We start from the raw sequence: 16493 nt of genomic DNA on the forward strand, positions 1-16493 counted from the left end.
AGGCCGGTTCGATCACATTCAGGACAAATTAATAACAGTATCAAAACAATTTGTGCTCAAAGTATACAGTTGCACAATGCGTCTGATATCCGTATATAAATAAAAGCAAAAAGGCAAACCTGTATAGATTTGCCTTTTTACTTTTATTACATTATTAATTACCTACCAGAATACGGTGTACAATGCCGTCAAAATCCCCATTATAATCACTGATCCCACTACAAAAGCCGGTGTAGCCTTATACATTTTCCTATCCACTATTATTACCGGCTGATAGAACTTGCTATTCTCTTCCATCAGGGTCATTACCACCATAATCAGCATCAACAACCCGAATACAATACTCATCCGATCCAAAAACGGGAAATCCGGGAAAGCCCCACCTGTCCAAACTGGCAGGAACTTCAACACAGCGGACAATGGGATGGTCAATAATGCCCCAGCCATCGCAGCCCGGGTAGTTGTTCTCTTCCACCATAAACCTAACAGGAAGATAGCCAATACGCCAGGCGCGATAAACCCTACATATTCCTGTATAAACTGGTATGCCTGATCTAAAGTACGCAACGCTGGCGCAACTAATGCTGCTATTACCATCGCCACGATCACAACGTACCGGCCCACTCTCACCAATTGCTTTTCTGTTGCTGATTTATTAAAGTATTTATGATAAATATCCAGCGAAAAAATCGTCGAAATACTATTTGCTTTACCGGCCAAAGATGCAACCACGGCCGCAGTAAGGGCCGCGAACGCCAGTCCTTTCAATCCTGCTGGTAGTAAATTCAATAATGTCGGATATGCCTGATCCGGCTTCAAAGCCCCGGTCGCATCGTGCAATTCCGCACCAAAAACCCCATTTTGATACAACACGTAAGCTGCTATTCCTGGCAACACCGCAATCACCGGAATCAGCAGTTTCAAAAACGCGGCAAACAATATACCGCTCCTCGCCGTTTTCAGATCCGCACCCAGCGTACGTTGTATAATATACTGGTTACAGCCCCAATAGTTCAGATTATTGACCCACATCCCTCCTATCAATACTGATAGTCCCGGCAGATCTTTATAATATGGATGCGTAGAGGGAAAGATCATATGAAAATGTGTATCGGCTTTCTCCTTTATCAATGTCAACCCTTTAAAAACATCATCTCCATATCCAAAATGCCTGCTCACCATATGCAATGCCAGATATGTAGTAGCAAGCCCTCCCACAATTAACACGATTACCTGTATCACATCTGTATACCCGATCACTTTCATACCACCGAGTGTTACGATCACAGCGAACAACGCCAGTCCTAAAATACACCAGTAAAAGTCAATTCCTGAAATTGCAGATATAGCCAGCGCACCTAAATAAATAATAGATGTCAGGTTCACAAACACATATACCAGTAACCAGAACACGGCCATAATTGTACTCACCGTAGAATTATATCGCTGCAACAAAAACTGTGGCATGGTATAAATCCTGTTTTTCAGGTAGACCGGAATAAAAAATACTGCTACGATAATCAATGTCGCTGCACTCATCCACTCATATGTAGAAATTGCCAGCCCAAGTGCAAAACCTGACCCGGACATGCCTATAAAGTGTTCAGCACTAATATTGGACGCAATTAAAGAAGCACCAATTGCCCACCACGTCAATGAACCTTCTGCCAGGAAAAAGTCTTTGGAACTTGCCATGGCAGACTTCTTGCGTTGGTAGATCCAGTAGCCATAACTAGCTACAATAACAAAATAGATCAGGAATACAATATAATCGAGTTGCTGTAAGTGGTTCATTACAACTAAGCTGTTTAATAGACCTTAACGAAAATTCTAACTGAGCAAAGAAAGTAAAATATACGGAATTAATGCAGGCTTTTCAATTTATATTATATTTACCCAATATGCTGGAAGTTGACAAAAAAGACGCCCACTTACTCGAACGAGCCGTTTCCCAGTGGGAAAATGATTCCCTCATTTCGCCCGAGCAGGCTCAAAACCTGCGGAGCACCTGGCACATCCGCACTACGGACTGGCAAGCTATTACACTCTACATCTTCATTGCAGCCATCTCCTGTGCACTCATGGCCTTTGGCGCACTGGTACTTGACGAAAAATGGATTGAAGTGCTCCGGCAAAAGTTCGCCCTCGGAGACGGCGTAATCGCTGCGGGTTTCGCGGTACTCACCGTATTTCTGTGTATTCATGGATACCGCCGTCAGCAGCGCTATCCGGTATATTCACTCAACAGGGAATTATATTGGCTGCTCCCGGTGCTTAGTATAGGAGTCAGCGTAGTTTACCTGGGCAAGGCACTGCATTATCTCAATGGTAACTATGGGGTGTTCTGGTTACTCGCTACTTGTGCATATGGTGTGCTTGGCGTTATGCTCTCCAGCAGGCTCCTATGGTCAGCTACACTCATTTGCCTCATTCCTGCTTATGTGAAACTTACTTATTTTCTCAGTGATGGCCAACCTTATTTCTGGGGCATGAACCTGCCCTGCCGGATGGTGTTGCTGGCACTTATCATGATGGGCATTCACGCGATGTTCTATAAGAACAAACATTATAAACGGATAGAAGATATTACATGGACGGGTGCGTGGTTACTCCTCCTGCTCTCAGGCTGGATGATCTCTATTTTCGGCAACACCTCAGGCTGGGAAGAATGGCAACAGGTACGACAGGTACACCTGCTATGGTGGGTGATCGGTTATACATTTTTATGTGTAGGATCGCTTTTATTTGGCATTAAAAAACATGACCCGATGATCCGTGACATGGCTGTACTATTTCTTTTGCTGGACATGTATACACGCTACTTCGAGTATCTATGGGACCGTACCCACAAGGGACTCTTTTTCGCAATACTGGCAGCATCGTTCTGGTGGATCGGTAAACTGCTGGAGAGAAGACTTAAAAAAGGCTGATCGCAAGTGATCAGCCTTTTTTAGTACAACCAACATACTAATGCGCAATCTCTACCTCTCTGATCTGATATCTTCCTGTATCATAAAAGCTCCAGTCGTAATTTGCTGTAATCCAGGAACGCAGGATCATAATAAACCGTTCTAACTCCTTATCCATTACTTCTCCAAATGATGGCACCAGTTTCTCGAGCGCTGTAAACAACTTCACCTCTTCATTATGCATCCTGGCTGTTTCATCAACTGCTTCCTGTATAGATAATTTGCGTTCATGCTGCAATACCAATACAAGATTATGTACATCTCCCTGTCTGGCTTCCTTCGCGCAGGAAAAAATATCATTACTCCAGCAAACAATGTTATTACAAGCTAAAACCAATCGCTGAACAATAAAATTTTGTAAAATTTCCGAAGGCAGATAGACCTTTTCGATAATCTCGATGGCTTCGACATCGGCAAAAAGGGCTCCTGTGTAAGGACGCATGGTAACGTATTCCGCAACTGTAGGAGTCACACCTGCGGCGCGGTTACCAGCCTCCCAGTGGCAGGAAGTAAAGTACTCTTCCATACTTCTGATGAACCGCAATTGCCATCCCGGAGACCCTAATGCCTGCATCCGCTCCCAGATATCTGTGAAACTGCGGCCGAGGATACTCTCCGCTGGCTTATTATTGCGTAGGATTTGCATAAAGCTGTCCGTCACGCTCTCCAGGTATACCGCCTTTTTACCCAGTTGTGCTTCGTCGCACTGGTCATCGAGCATAAAAAGCCAGGTATTGAAGTTGGCAATTACACAAAGCTCATGTAGCTCCGCATAAGGGAAAGCCCTTGCAGCCAGCCACGCAAAGCGCGCTTTGTTAAATTTAGCAATGCCTTCCGGTGAATTAACAAGGCCGAATTTGGTCACAAATTCCAGGTTCTGGGCGTGTGCAGCTTCTACATGCTGGTTAATGAGTGAGGGAAACGGATATGCAATCCGCGGTAAAATAATCGTTGGCATAATAAAGTGGATTTTGAGTGGGTTCACGCATCTGTGGCATTTAAGGGCGTAAAAATGAGGAAGGGCCCGACCTCCGGTGATGCCGGAATGATCAAACCCTCAAACATTCAGGAAAAGAAATCCCTGGCGCTGTCGGCTCTGATGACAGCACCATCGTTCTCTTTCTGCATTTTGACAACCTTACTTGCCCAGATGCTCAATTAATTTTGGAATTGCCAGCTTAAACCAGCTGGTAAACTGTGCGGGTTGTTCCTGCAACAACCGGGTTAGTGTTTCGACAGGTATAAAACGATAATCGTTTACTTCCTGTGGGTTCGGGTTAATTGTACCATTGTAAGTCCCGATGAGTACGTGGTCGTATTCATGCTCGATAAGACCATTATCAAAATCAGTACGGTAAGTAAACTGAAACAATTCCGACAACGGGCAGTCAAAGCCCATTTCTTCCATTAAACGCCTGTGGGCGGCCTGTACGACGGTCTCTCCCGGCAAGGGATGACTACAACATGCATTCGTCCATAATCCACCTGAATGATACTTATCCAGTGCACGCTGTTGTAACAGCATTTCACCTGCATCATTCAGGATAAATACGGAAAACGCCCTGTGTAATAGCCCTTTCCGATGTGCTTCCATCTTCTCCATTACCCCCATCACTTCATCCTGTTCGTTAACTAGAATTACCTGTGCTTCCATAATCGTAACAAATATACTAAAACCCGGTTGGCATTATAAACAACTGGCAAATTGAATGCTGAATGACAAGCGTCATGCTTGTGGCGGAGAATGAATGGATCTCATGTTTTGTTGTCTTTTAAAGGTTCTAACGATTTCTAAAATGGGCGGGGCTTTCAATAGGTGAACCGTTTTTAGGAAGAACGGGCCAGGTTAAAAATATCTGAACTGAATGTACGACATTATTTTGTTCATTCTATCTTAAAATGGAGCAGTGGTAAGCACAGGCCCATATCTCAACTTTCCCGTATATTTGCACCCTATGGCAGAAGATTTAAGTATCGTACAGGGAGACAAAGTAGCCCAATACCAATCTATCATTCCGCAAATCAAGGCACTCATTGACGGCGAACCCGACCTGGTGGCGAATCTCGCCAATACCGTAGCCGCCCTGAAGGAACAATTCAATTGGTTTTGGGTAGGATTTTACCTCGTAAAAGGAGATGAATTGGTACTTGGCCCTTTCCAGGGTCCTGTAGCATGCACCCGGATCAGAAAAGGCAGGGGCGTTTGCGGCTCCAGCTGGGCTCAGGCCGCCACCTTGATTGTACCTGATGTCGAAAAATTTCCGGGCCATATTGCCTGCTCCAGCCTTTCCAGATCCGAAATTGTATTACCCATTATCCGCAATGGTAAAGTGATTGGTGTTCTGGACGTAGATAGCGAACATTTGTCCCAATTCGACGAAACTGACCAGCAATACCTGGAGGAAATAATCTCCGGCCTGAACTTTGAGGAATAATCTACTATTATGTTTTTCTTCCGTAAAAAATCTGAAAATGTCGAACCAGATCTGCCTTTCCTGGCGGGTATTGGAACTGACATACACTCGCACCTGTTGCCAGCCGTGGACGACGGTTCTCAGGATCTGGACACGTCCGTAAGCTTTATTGAAACACTTCATGCACTCGGTATTCAGAACGTAATCACGACTCCCCACGTCATGATGGATCGTTATCCAAACTCAGCCGAAACGCTCAGTGAACCTTTCCGGCAGGTTAAAAATGCACTGGTTGAAAAGAATATACCCGTGCAATTTCACCATGCAGCGGAATATTACATGGATGAATTTTTTGAAGAGCTGATGAAAGCACCACTCATGACATTGAACGGTGAACTCATCCTTGTAGAGATCTCCTTTATGAGTGCGCCTCCTCAGCTCCATCAATGGCTTTTCGAACTCGCAGCGCAGGGCTACCGTCCTATACTGGCGCATCCGGAAAGGTATAATTACTATCATGCTACACCAGAAGATTACAAGGTGTTTAAACAAAGAGGATGTTACTTACAGGTGAACCTTCTTTCACTTACAGGTTATTATGGTAAACATATACAGAAAACTGCAGAATGGCTGGTAGAGAATAAACTGATTGACTTCATAGGAACAGACTTACATCACAGCAAACATTTACAAGCGATTAAGTCAATTGCAAAAGATAAAAAACTGGTGAAGTTGCTGGAAAATTATGCATTCAAAAATAATACAATACAAATAGTACCACAATCTATCTAACTATTTAATTCTTACTTTAATTATGCAGCCCGTTGTACAGCAACACGTACCAGAAAACAGCCGCATTGCTATCATTGGCCTCGGCTATGTCGGCTTACCCCTTGCCATAGAATTTGCTAAAAAGTACCCCGTACTGGGCTTTGACATCAATTCAGATCGTGTAAAGGAATTAAGCAAAGGACAAGACAGAACAAAAGAAGCAAACCTGGACGATCTCAAAAAAGTAATCCAGGACCGTAAAAAAGAGGGCGCGGCCAACGGACTTGCGTTTTCTTCAGACAAAAACGATCTGGCTCAGTACAATGTCTTTATAGTCACGGTTCCTACCCCCATCGACGAATTTAAATCCCCGGATCTCAAGCCCTTACTCAGTGCATCTTCCATGCTGGGTAGTATTTTAAAACAGGGTGACGTAGTCATTTACGAATCAACAGTATACCCCGGCTGTACGGAAGAAGATTGCGTACCAGTGCTGGAAAAAACTTCCGGCCTTACATTCAACAAAGATTTCTTTGCTGGTTATTCCCCCGAAAGAATTAATCCGGGTGACAAAGTGAATACCCTCACAAAAATCCGGAAAGTTACCAGCGGCTCTACACCTGAAATAGCCATTTATGTCGATGCTTTATATGCAAGCATTATCACTGCCGGCACCCATAAAGCACCAAGCATCAAAGTCGCGGAAGCATCAAAAGCGATTGAGAACGCCCAGCGCGACATCAATATTTCTTTTGTAAATGAACTGGCGCTCATCTTTGACAAAGTAGGTATTGACACCAATGATGTGATAGAAGCTGCCGGCACCAAATGGAATTTTCTCAAATATAAGCCAGGATTGGTAGGAGGACATTGTATAGGGGTTGACCCCTATTACCTGGCGCATAAAGCAGAAGCGCTTGGCTATCATCCTCAGGTAATACTCTCCGGCCGCAGAGTGAATGATCATATGGGACATTTTGTTGCAAACAAGATTGTAAAACTCATGATCGAAAAGGACCATAAGATCAAAGGGTCAAAAATTCTGATCATGGGTATCACTTTTAAGGAAAACTGTCCGGATGTACGTAATACGAGAGTAGTCGACATTTATCATGAACTAATTGATTTTGGGCTAGATGTTACCATCTATGATCCATGGGCAGACCCCGAAGAAGTAAAGCATGAATACGGTCTTGACATTGTTACTTCATTAAATGAAAACGAAATTTACGATGGAATAATCATTGCCGTTGCCCATAAGGAATTTCTTCATTTCGATTTTAAAAAGTATAAACGCAATAATGGGGTTATTTTCGATACCAAAGCCTGCATTGACCGCAATCTGGTTGACTGCCGGCTGTAACCCGTTAACATATCTATTAATAGCAAACGCTTCTGCTTACCGCAGAAGCGTTTTTCTTAAAGAAATTTTCAATATCTTTACATAAGTCTCGCACTCAAAAAAATCCCCATATCTTTTCTGCAAAGCCTTCCTGTAAATTGTTATTATCCTATTCCGATCCGTACCATTATTCAGATTCAACTAATGCTTCCCATGCTGGTTTGGGAAAAACCGTATACCATGATTACACCTCACTACACCCCTGAAGTACAAGAGTCTCCCCGGAAAATACTTTTGGTATCCGGCGATGCTGGTATAACCCGAAAAATCAGGTTAATGCTTTACTCTCAATACAATGTTCTTGAAACATGTTCAATTTCAGAAGGAATGGAAATAGCCCATATCCGTCATCCCGATCTCATTCTATGCGATGCTGTAGTACAGGATGATTCAGGCTATCAGTTTCTGATCACCCTGCGTAATGACCCTATTCTGAAACCAATCCCATTCATCCTGTTTTCAAGACCGCAAATGGCAGCCAATGTACGCAAAGGAATGAACCTCGGAGCGGACGATTACTTATCTGGAAACTTCACGAGCGAAGAATTACTTAAAAGTATACATTCACGCATTAGCAGATTTCATCACATTAGGGATACGCCTGCATTTGTCACAAAAACTTTAGCTATACATGACATCAATCCAACAGCCATTAATGAAAGGCTGAGTAAGACAGAAGCTAAAATTTTAAATATGATAGCCAGGGGAATGAGTAGCAGGGATATTGCATCGCATAAATGTATTAGTGTAAGAACCGTGGACAATCACAGACATAATATCACCAAGAAACTGCACCTATCCGGACCAAATGCACTCGTTAAATTTGCAATTGGCTATGCCGGCGGAATGGGACGGTGAAAAATCATACTTACTTTACTACATGTTCCTTTACGATACCCAGTTTTCTCATCCTGGCCTCCAGGGTGGTTGGCTTTATTTCCAGGATGGCCGCGGCTCCTCCCGGTCCCCTGATACGTCCATTACATTGTTGTAATGCCCTTATAATAGTATTCCTCTCTGCATCGGCGAGTGTTAATACAGGCAGAGGTGGAGACATATCTGAAGCAGCTACCTGCCGGCTTATAGGTGGCATAATATTAATATAGGGCCCTGTTGCAATGATTACTGCCCTTTCAACTGTATTTTCCAGCTCCCGGATATTACCCGGCCAACCATATGCCAGTAGTGCAGGCAAACATGCCGGGTTTATTCCCGTTATATTCCTTCCATACCGCAATGCTGCTTTACCTGTAAAATGCTGTAACAACAACGGAATGTCATCCTTACGTTCACGCAGTGGTGGCAAATGTATCGGAAAAACAAATAACCTGTAGTACAAATCCTCTCTGAACTTTTTATTAGCAACATCTTCTTCCAGGTTCCTGTTAGTAGCAGCAACAATCCTCACATCTACCCTGATAGTTTTAGCACCACCCAGACGCTCAATTTCTCTTTCCTGTAAAACTCTTAATAACTTTGCCTGCAACTCCAATGGCAATTCCCCTACTTCATCAAGGAATAAAGTACCTTTATCAGCCTGCTCAAATTTCCCGATACGCATTTGCAAAGCACCCGTAAAAGCACCTTTCTCATGCCCAAACAATTCTGATTCGATCAAATTAGGTGGAAGCGCTGCACAATTTACCTTTACCATCGCCTGCTGACTCCGTGGCGATAACCGGTGCACCGCTTCTGCAATCAGCTCCTTACCTGTACCCGTCTCCCCTGTTATCAATACAGTAGCGTCGGTAGGTGCCACCTGTGCGACCATTTGCAACACAGGTTGTAAAGCATCCCCTCCAATAATGCCCTTGTTCATTATCACGGCAGGCAGTGCAGCAGGTATTTCCTGCCTGTACTTTTCAGTCAGTGATAATATTAATACCTGTAAACTACCCACAGCAAATGCAGCGGCAGATCTGGTAACAGCTTGTTGAAGGGCATTAGAAAATGTAGCTTTTGAATCCGCCAGCAAACATAAAAAACCAAAGGCCTTCTCATGATAACGCAATGGTTGCAATAAAACCTCTTTCACCCCATTCTTAAACAAAGTGGTCTGGAATGCATCTCTACGATCCGGGGATTGCAACTCCAATATTTTGGAGCTACCATCTGCCAGATATGAAGGGGCTATTCTATCAGGCAATGCCTGGGACGATAATCTATTGTTCGAATTTAACCACCAGAAGGCAATCATACCCTCCGCATCAGTGATGCCTATAAGCATGGATATATTATGCAAATACGGCATTAATACCATTTGTATAAATGCCATTAATTCTGTCTCGTTTCTGATTTTCATTGTCAAATCATACTCTGACTGATTGCCGGTAGTTCCTTGTGGCAGCAACCATTCTAATAACCCGAATAGCTCCATATGCCGCTGCTTTCTTTAAATAGATGCCCCATCAGACCTGCAAGCATGGCAGATCCGGGGAACAAACTCCAATATTTAGTACATGCATTTAGAAAACTCCAATATTTTGGAGTAGGAATAATTGTGATAATTACGTTACATAATTGATTCACAGATACTTAATCTAATGGCACGAAGCTTGAGTCTCTTGGGTTACCTGGGTTGAATTTTTGATAATAGCAAGTCTATTTTTAAATGACTGGAGCGATAGTGTCATGTTTGTTTAAGATTGAAGAATTTCTCTCTCCAGCTGGACTTTCACAGGGGTAACAAATTTATTTCAGAGCTATTTACAAAAACAGTACCATACGGTGCTGCCTCCCAGGCTCCCAGACCCAGCCATTTTGCTAAACTCATTGTTAACATTCATCAGCAAAATAAATATTTTATCCTACTAAGGAGTAAAGAAATGTAAACGTTGCTTTTGCTTACTTTTTTTACACCCATTATTGAAAAACTAGTAAAGAATATGTCTTTTACGGCCGTTAGCATTTACGATAATATTCGATGGGATCGTTATATACGAAATGCGCATACCTTTGATTTTAATCACACCTGGCATTATCTCAGCACTTATCCTGGAGATGCCATATTACTCGTATATGAAGAGCAGTTGGATTACATTGCTTTACCCATAATCATACATACCAATTCAAACGGCTCAAAGTGTGCCAGAGCACTTGCTGGCCCCGTATCTAACTGTAGCTTTGAAATAATTGACAAACATCTGCAGGAACAGTTCGAAGCAGCCCTTACTAAGTATTTCCTCGAACAACGAATAGCTGAATCGGATATACTGCTCCATCCGCTTATACATAACACATTCTCTCCGCTATTGACGGGGCGCTTGCAACAGCACCCCGATAGTTTGCTGATAGACCTGGCTTTACCTCTGGAAACCCAACATCTATTCAGTACCGAAAACTTCAATCAAAAAGTATCGCTGCTCAGGAGAAAGGAATATACGGTAAGACGGGCCATGTCGATTCTTGAAGTAGATACTTTCGCTAATATATATCAAAGGAATAGTTTGCACCTGCAAACGATATCTACTCTCTTTGATAAAGCATGGTTCAGACAAATGATGCGTCCCAGTGGCTTTGATACCATATTGCTGGTGGCTTGTAACAATGCACAACAAATTGCAGCCGGGGCATTACTTACTTGTTGCAACGATATCATGCAGTTACACCTGGCCGCAACACATGAGAACCACCTGCAGCATTCACCGTTACACCTGCTGATAGCAGAAGCCATTAACCTGGGCCAGAGCCTGGGTATGCAATATTTCAATCTTGGAGGTATGGCAGACAAGCCGGAAGCAGTTTTTGCGAGTAAAGCAGTTACATCAGAAACCTATCCGGGATTTAAGACCTGGCAGATCTCTGTACAAACCGGTACTTTGCAAACCTTACGAACAAATTACCGCCCACAACTTTCATTAGTTGTTTAAGAATTTACATTGGAAAACCAGGTTAGACGCAACCTTTTAAGTGTCGTTATTGACTAGCCCTCTCCCCGGGGGCTTTTCGTCATTTAAGGGCAAAAAAAAACGGCCAACCATGAATGGAAAGCCGGTCTTTCATCCATTGTTTGTTAACCCCAGATACCGTTTCTCTTTCGAGTCTGGTAGCTGGGGCTACCCTTGCAATGTTTGTTATGCAATATTAATGCATTCCACATTACGATTTTGTTAACCCTTAGTTAATGGAAAAGTATTCTTTTTTTAAAATTATCAATTACTTCATTTCTATCCCACTTTGATGGGATCTTCGAAAGTATGTATGAAAAGCCTGTCAGGTTAAAGACCTTGTACTAAACATTATAGATAGTATAGAATAATATTAATATCTGATTACTGTAGGATACCTGGCTATACAACTAAATACTCATGGTAAATTTTGAAAAAAAAGTCACTGTTAAACATGCACTCAAAAAGGCGACTCTATAATTGGTGCAAAATGAACATTTACCAATACTTTCTAAACAAACAACAATATACACGCGTAAATGTATTCATGAAGAGAAAGCGGCTTAGTGCAACGCCCTCATAATTAACTGCCAACTCAACGCAAGCTTATCGCTTTAATAACAGCAATTCCTATATCCCTTTAATAAGCGGTTCAAGGCATCCAACCCGGAAACATCATTACTAAGGTAACTATCTTAAATGACTATGGAGATAGCACTGGTCACATGCATCCTGCTTTCATCCACAGAGGCAGTAGCCAACATGGCAGATGTATCATACAATCGAACGCAATATGGCTACCCCTACTTTATTCAATTGAATAATATCATTCTACCACTACCCCCTCTGCCATACTTTATATAAAAACACCGGATAACCTGACCGGGTATAACTAAAACACATTGTCTGGATAGCCAGACAGCGACTGCCAGAACAATTATAACAACCTACCAATGCAATTCTTAAGAAATAAGTAGTCCAAAATAAAATCATATATTATATAAACTGCAAATCAATCCCTTACATAAACAAATCTGTCAGTTTTAACATTTCTTTAACACCCCTTAACGTATTTTCGATAATAATCTATGCCTATATATTTTATATCATACTAATTCTTCATGATCTTTAATTCTATCAACTTTCTTTATTTCATCCTGTGTTTTTTCCCCCTGTATTTCCTGTTATCCAGGCAACTAAGACTACAAAACTACCTGATTCTTGTAGCCAGTCTTTTCTTTTATGCCTGTTGGGACTATCGTTTTCTGGCACTCCTGCTGGCAAACGTATGCATGGATTATTATTTCGGAATAGCTATCTATAATGCTCGCGATCCCAAAATCAAAAAGCGGATCCTTACGGTAGCCGTTATTATGAACATCGGTATTCTCTTCTTTTTTAAATACTATAATTTCTTCATTCAGTCTTTTAACGAGCTAACCCATATTCACCTGAATTCATTAAATATATTGCTCCCGATTGGTATCTCATTTTATACGTTCCACTCTCTTTCTTATACCATTGATATCTATAATGATAAACTGGCACCTACCAAAGATTTTGTGGCGTATGCCTCATTTGTAACATTCTTCCCCCAGCTTGTAGCCGGCCCGATTTCCCGCGCAAAAGATATGCTTCCAAAGCTTACCTCTGAACGGAAAATAGATGCTGATCGCATGACCAGTGGCCTTTCCCAGATCACTTTTGGATTCTTTAAGAAAATGGTAGTTGCCGATACTATCGCGACCTTTGTAGACCCTGTGTATAACAATCTTCATATGGTATCCGATCTGAGCATATTACTGGCAGTAATTTTTTACTCGTTCCAGATCTATTGCGACTTCTCTGGTTATACCGATATCGCTCTCGGATTAGGCAAAATCTTCGGTATCGAGCTGAAGGTGAACTTCAACCGACCCTACTTTTCAAAAAATTTCAGTGAATTCTGGGAACGCTGGCATATCTCCCTTTCCAGCTGGCTGAGGGATTATTTATATATACCACTTGGAGGAAATCGAAAAGGAACCGGACGTACTTATTTAAATCTATTTATTACCATGCTCCTTGGTGGGCTCTGGCACGGCGCCAGCTATAATTTTATTATATGGGGTGCTCTTCACGGCACTTATCTTATCATCCAGCGGTTGCTTAAATTCAAACTTCCCGGATTGCTTGCCATTTGCATTACGTTCGGGCTTACGACGCTGACATGGATTTTCTTCAGGGCGCAAACCTTACATGACGCAATGTATATCCTGCAACGTATCTTTATGCTGCACAATAAACAGCTCACCAGTGTATTTACAGTAATGAAGCTGTTCTATCTCACAGGAATACTGCTGGCTATGGATCTGCTATTCGTGAATTACTTTGACAAAGTAGACAGAAAGGCGGTGATCATCAATGTCTTACTGCTGGTGCATATTCTACTGTTCTCAACTTTTGCCGGTAATTCCTTTATTTATTTTCAATTCTAAATTATGTCACTCTTTATAAAACGCCTTTGCATATTACTCGCGCTGGCTATGATCGTACAAGTAGGCGTTTACTTCGCATTTAAAACCCTGCTGGACCACCGATCACAATTCAGGTTATCCCGCTATTTCAGGCAACCAAGGCACCAACACTATATTTTGGGCAACTCACGCGCCGTTAACGCTGTCAACGAACAGTATGCAACACAGTCCAAGCATACAGACCTGATCAATCTGGGCTTTAATGGTATGAATTATCAAACCATCTCCGCTTTAATCAGTGATATCAATACAAAGCAAACGAACGCTACCCTGTTCATTGAAATTACAGGCCTACTCGAGGAAAAGCAGGATGACAGCTATGCGTACTACATGGGGAACTCTCCATTCCTGCGTGAACAATATAAAAACACAAAATACGCATACCTGCATCTTATGCGGCTCAACAATGAGATATTCCTCAGGAATATCTATTATCTGAAGAAATCAGATGCAGACTGGATCAACAAATACACGATTTCAGAAAATATTATTGAAGAAACCAGAAAGCTGGCACCCAATGATACAACGATGGCAAACAGACCATTGCTGATAAAACGTATGCGAAATATCGTCGAAAACTGTAACCAGTACAACAATAAAGCAATATTTTTCCTCGCCCCTTATTACCCGGAATACCTGAAAAAACTCAGCCAATATCCTCCATTGATTGATACTATCCAACAGTTACATGTATTCGATTTTCATGACCTGAATACACTAAAGATACCAACCACAGGATTTTCTGACCGGATTCACACCAATATAAGTTCCTCCTTACAGATTACTGAATATCTTTTGAGACTATAACATGCACATGTAGAGCGATGTCATGCTTTATATAAGGATAGGCCGGTCTTAGTTACTATCTCACTAAGACCAGCGTGCCCTGTTGTTTCATTTCCTGACCTCTGCCATCCACGTAAGTTACCACATACAGATATCCGCCCGGATCCTGGCTTACCCCTTTAACAGTGCCGTCCCAACCAATACCTGGCTGACGGCTCTCAAATATTACCTGTCCCCAACGGCTGAATACCCGCATACTGAAATTAGTGATCTGATCATGTACAACAGCTCTGAACAAATCGTTAACGCCATCTCCATTCGGACTAAACGCTGTGGGTATAAAAACGGAGCATCCCATCTCCCCTTTACGAACCTCAAAATTACCTGTTACCTCGCATTGATGTCTATCCAGCACTGAATAGCTGTAATTACCAGGGGCAAGTTTCGTAACCACATTCTCAGCTTGCTCATCTGCATAGCCTGGCAGTGTGTATCGATAAGGTGCCGCGCCGCCTTCTACATCAAACCTCACACTCCCATCCTTGTTACCTGCACAAGACTCGGGTGTTACAGAGAGATTCTTCACCACTATTGCAGAAGGTTCTATTAGCTCTATTTTATCTATAACAGCCGTACAACCACCTGCATCCATAACCCTTACCTTATATTTACCTGCAGCCAGGTGACTAAATACAGAATCCCTTTCCGCACTTGTCGCATCATTGAGGTAATAATAAAACGGCTTTACCCCTCCCCTGGGAGCTACGAAAATTACACCGTCCTGGGCGCCATTACAACTCAGGGCACTTACATGTACACTTCCTGACAGTTCAGAAGCCTGTACCTTTACCCTTCCATAAGTAGAGGTCTTTTTATGCTTTCCCCTCACCGTTACATGGTATTCACCGTTCTTCAGACCTTTCACCCGGGCGCAGGTATCACCTGTACTCCACAGATAGGAATACTCATCATCATCCTCATTTGCCACCCGTGCCCATGCTACGCCATTCGAGCCGTTACAGGAGTTCTCCGAAGACAGTGATAATTGTATGACCTCCCTGATAGGTGAAAAGTTGTCAACCAGTACACCGGCAATATACTTAATGGAATCTCCCGGTTGTTTATAAGCACTGAGAATTATATACTTGTACTCATTGGATGGTGTAAATACAGCCTGTTGCCGCTTCCATTGAGTATTCATGAACCTGTCCGAAGCCCACAACAATTCCTCCCGTTTGCCAAACTCATTACCTCCGTAAATAGCAAAACCGCCATAAGTAATGGCCCAGGAATAATCAGCGGCATAAGCCAGGTCAAAAGACAGAGAATAACTCTTCCCCGAATCAAGCGGCTGCACCAGCAATTGAGTAATACCTTCCTGGATATAGGTATTCGCAACCATACCCACGTAAGTGTTTCCGTCAGATGCCGGCATCGTTAAACCGTAAACACCTGGTTGTATATCAGGCGTTTCTTCAATAATAGACCACTCGGGTGGTGCCGCCCTTTCCAAACCGGCTGTACCTTCCAAAGAAGGATTCTTTAATGGTATTATTTGTGCATTCGAATGGATGGAGGGCAAAATGAACAATAATAGGTATAACAGCCTATAGCGGGCAAACACACCACTACCAGTCAATTGTAAGGCTTTCATAGGACTTCAGATAATTTAATCTAACTCATAGGATAGAAAACGAAAATAACCGGTTATTATTTTTTCAAATATAATTTTTATTATCTATAAAGAA

At 42.4% G+C, this 16493-nt stretch carries 13 protein-coding genes; 8 read left to right on the forward strand and 5 right to left on the reverse strand.

What is annotated here, in order from left to right; all coding sequences use genetic code 11:
- Nucleotides 1–162: 162 nt before the first annotated feature.
- Complete coding sequence (locus tag ABDW33_RS05095; RefSeq protein WP_343688982.1) at nt 163–1794, reverse strand: sodium/sugar symporter; 1632 nt, start codon at nt 1792–1794, stop codon at nt 163–165.
- A gap of 107 nt (nt 1795–1901) precedes the next feature.
- Between ABDW33_RS05095 and ABDW33_RS05100 the strand changes: the two genes are divergently transcribed.
- Nucleotides 1902–2930 carry a hypothetical protein gene (locus ABDW33_RS05100; protein WP_343688983.1) on the forward strand — a complete coding sequence of 343 codons (1029 nt, stop codon included), beginning with the start codon at nt 1902–1904 and terminating at the stop codon, nt 2928–2930.
- 37 nt (nt 2931–2967) lie between these two features.
- Here ABDW33_RS05100 and ABDW33_RS05105 read toward each other — a convergent pair whose 3' ends face one another.
- On the reverse strand, nt 2968–3927 hold the full coding sequence (locus ABDW33_RS05105; protein ID WP_343688984.1) for a (-)-gamma-cadinene synthase: 960 nt from the start codon (nt 3925–3927) through the stop codon (nt 2968–2970).
- A 180-nt stretch (nt 3928–4107) separates the two neighbouring features.
- Nucleotides 4108–4623 carry an isopentenyl-diphosphate Delta-isomerase gene (idi, locus tag ABDW33_RS05110; protein WP_343688985.1) on the reverse strand — a complete coding sequence of 172 codons (516 nt, stop codon included), beginning with the start codon at nt 4621–4623 and terminating at the stop codon, nt 4108–4110.
- Between the two features lie 301 nt (nt 4624–4924).
- Here idi and ABDW33_RS05115 point away from each other — a divergent pair, with 301 nt between their 5' ends.
- The 4 genes from ABDW33_RS05115 (at nt 4925) to ABDW33_RS05130 (ending at nt 8414) form a co-directional block, all read left to right on the forward strand.
- Nucleotides 4925–5404: a GAF domain-containing protein gene (locus ABDW33_RS05115; protein ID WP_343688986.1), complete on the forward strand. Its 480-nt coding sequence runs from the start codon at nt 4925–4927 to the stop codon at nt 5402–5404.
- Between the two features lie 9 nt (nt 5405–5413).
- Entirely contained in the window at nt 5414–6175 is a 762-nt protein-coding gene (locus ABDW33_RS05120) for a CpsB/CapC family capsule biosynthesis tyrosine phosphatase (protein WP_343688987.1), read from the forward strand.
- 22 nt (nt 6176–6197) lie between these two features.
- Nucleotides 6198–7517: a nucleotide sugar dehydrogenase gene (locus ABDW33_RS05125; RefSeq protein WP_343688988.1), complete on the forward strand. Its 1320-nt coding sequence runs from the start codon at nt 6198–6200 to the stop codon at nt 7515–7517.
- 219 nt (nt 7518–7736) lie between these two features.
- Nucleotides 7737–8414, forward strand: coding sequence for a response regulator transcription factor (locus tag ABDW33_RS05130; RefSeq protein ID WP_343688989.1), 678 nt, complete (start codon nt 7737–7739; stop codon nt 8412–8414).
- 10 nt (nt 8415–8424) lie between these two features.
- Here the strand turns inward: ABDW33_RS05130 and ABDW33_RS05135 are convergent, their stop codons facing one another.
- Nucleotides 8425–9783 carry a sigma 54-interacting transcriptional regulator gene (locus ABDW33_RS05135; RefSeq protein WP_343688990.1) on the reverse strand — a complete coding sequence of 453 codons (1359 nt, stop codon included), beginning with the start codon at nt 9781–9783 and terminating at the stop codon, nt 8425–8427.
- 658 nt (nt 9784–10441) lie between these two features.
- On the opposite strand from ABDW33_RS05135, the gene ABDW33_RS05140 reads away from it, so the two are divergent.
- The 3 genes from ABDW33_RS05140 to ABDW33_RS05150 all read left to right on the forward strand — a co-directional run bounded on the left by ABDW33_RS05140 (nt 10442) and on the right by ABDW33_RS05150 (nt 14766).
- Entirely contained in the window at nt 10442–11425 is a 984-nt protein-coding gene (locus ABDW33_RS05140) for a GNAT family N-acetyltransferase (protein WP_343688991.1), read from the forward strand.
- A gap of 1139 nt (nt 11426–12564) precedes the next feature.
- On the forward strand, nt 12565–13920 hold the full coding sequence (locus ABDW33_RS05145) for an MBOAT family O-acyltransferase (RefSeq protein WP_343688992.1): 1356 nt from the start codon (nt 12565–12567) through the stop codon (nt 13918–13920).
- A gap of 3 nt (nt 13921–13923) precedes the next feature.
- Nucleotides 13924–14766, forward strand: a complete 843-nt coding sequence (locus tag ABDW33_RS05150; protein ID WP_343688993.1) for a hypothetical protein — start codon at nt 13924–13926, stop codon at nt 14764–14766.
- 55 nt (nt 14767–14821) lie between these two features.
- Here the strand turns inward: ABDW33_RS05150 and ABDW33_RS05155 are convergent, their stop codons facing one another.
- Nucleotides 14822–16399, reverse strand: a complete 1578-nt coding sequence (locus ABDW33_RS05155) for a gliding motility-associated C-terminal domain-containing protein (RefSeq protein ID WP_343688994.1) — start codon at nt 16397–16399, stop codon at nt 14822–14824.
- Nucleotides 16400–16493 lie beyond the last annotated feature (94 nt).

The organism is Chitinophaga sp., assembly GCF_039596155.1.
In the GTDB taxonomy this organism is placed as follows: Bacteria; Bacteroidota; Bacteroidia; order Chitinophagales; family Chitinophagaceae; genus Chitinophaga.

Excerpts from the sequence above, each read along its gene's own strand:
- ABDW33_RS05125 (WP_343688988.1), top strand. The coding sequence starts at position 6,198 with ATGCAGCCCGTTGTACAGCAACACGTACCAGAAAACAGCCGCATTGCT.
- idi (WP_343688985.1), bottom strand. The coding sequence starts at position 4,623 with ATGGAAGCACAGGTAATTCTAGTTAACGAACAGGATGAAGTGATGGGG.
- ABDW33_RS05135 (WP_343688990.1), bottom strand. The coding sequence starts at position 9,783 with ATGCTTATAGGCATCACTGATGCGGAGGGTATGATTGCCTTCTGGTGG.
- ABDW33_RS05155 (WP_343688994.1), bottom strand. The coding sequence starts at position 16,399 with ATGAAAGCCTTACAATTGACTGGTAGTGGTGTGTTTGCCCGCTATAGG.
- ABDW33_RS05100 (WP_343688983.1), top strand. The coding sequence starts at position 1,902 with ATGCTGGAAGTTGACAAAAAAGACGCCCACTTACTCGAACGAGCCGTT.
- ABDW33_RS05130 (WP_343688989.1), top strand. The coding sequence starts at position 7,737 with ATGATTACACCTCACTACACCCCTGAAGTACAAGAGTCTCCCCGGAAA.
- ABDW33_RS05145 (WP_343688992.1), top strand. The coding sequence starts at position 12,565 with ATGATCTTTAATTCTATCAACTTTCTTTATTTCATCCTGTGTTTTTTC.
- ABDW33_RS05150 (WP_343688993.1), top strand. The coding sequence starts at position 13,924 with ATGTCACTCTTTATAAAACGCCTTTGCATATTACTCGCGCTGGCTATG.
- ABDW33_RS05120 (WP_343688987.1), top strand. The coding sequence starts at position 5,414 with ATGTTTTTCTTCCGTAAAAAATCTGAAAATGTCGAACCAGATCTGCCT.
- ABDW33_RS05105 (WP_343688984.1), bottom strand. The coding sequence starts at position 3,927 with ATGCCAACGATTATTTTACCGCGGATTGCATATCCGTTTCCCTCACTC.
- ABDW33_RS05140 (WP_343688991.1), top strand. The coding sequence starts at position 10,442 with ATGTCTTTTACGGCCGTTAGCATTTACGATAATATTCGATGGGATCGT.
- ABDW33_RS05115 (WP_343688986.1), top strand. The coding sequence starts at position 4,925 with ATGGCAGAAGATTTAAGTATCGTACAGGGAGACAAAGTAGCCCAATAC.
- ABDW33_RS05095 (WP_343688982.1), bottom strand. The coding sequence starts at position 1,794 with ATGAACCACTTACAGCAACTCGATTATATTGTATTCCTGATCTATTTT.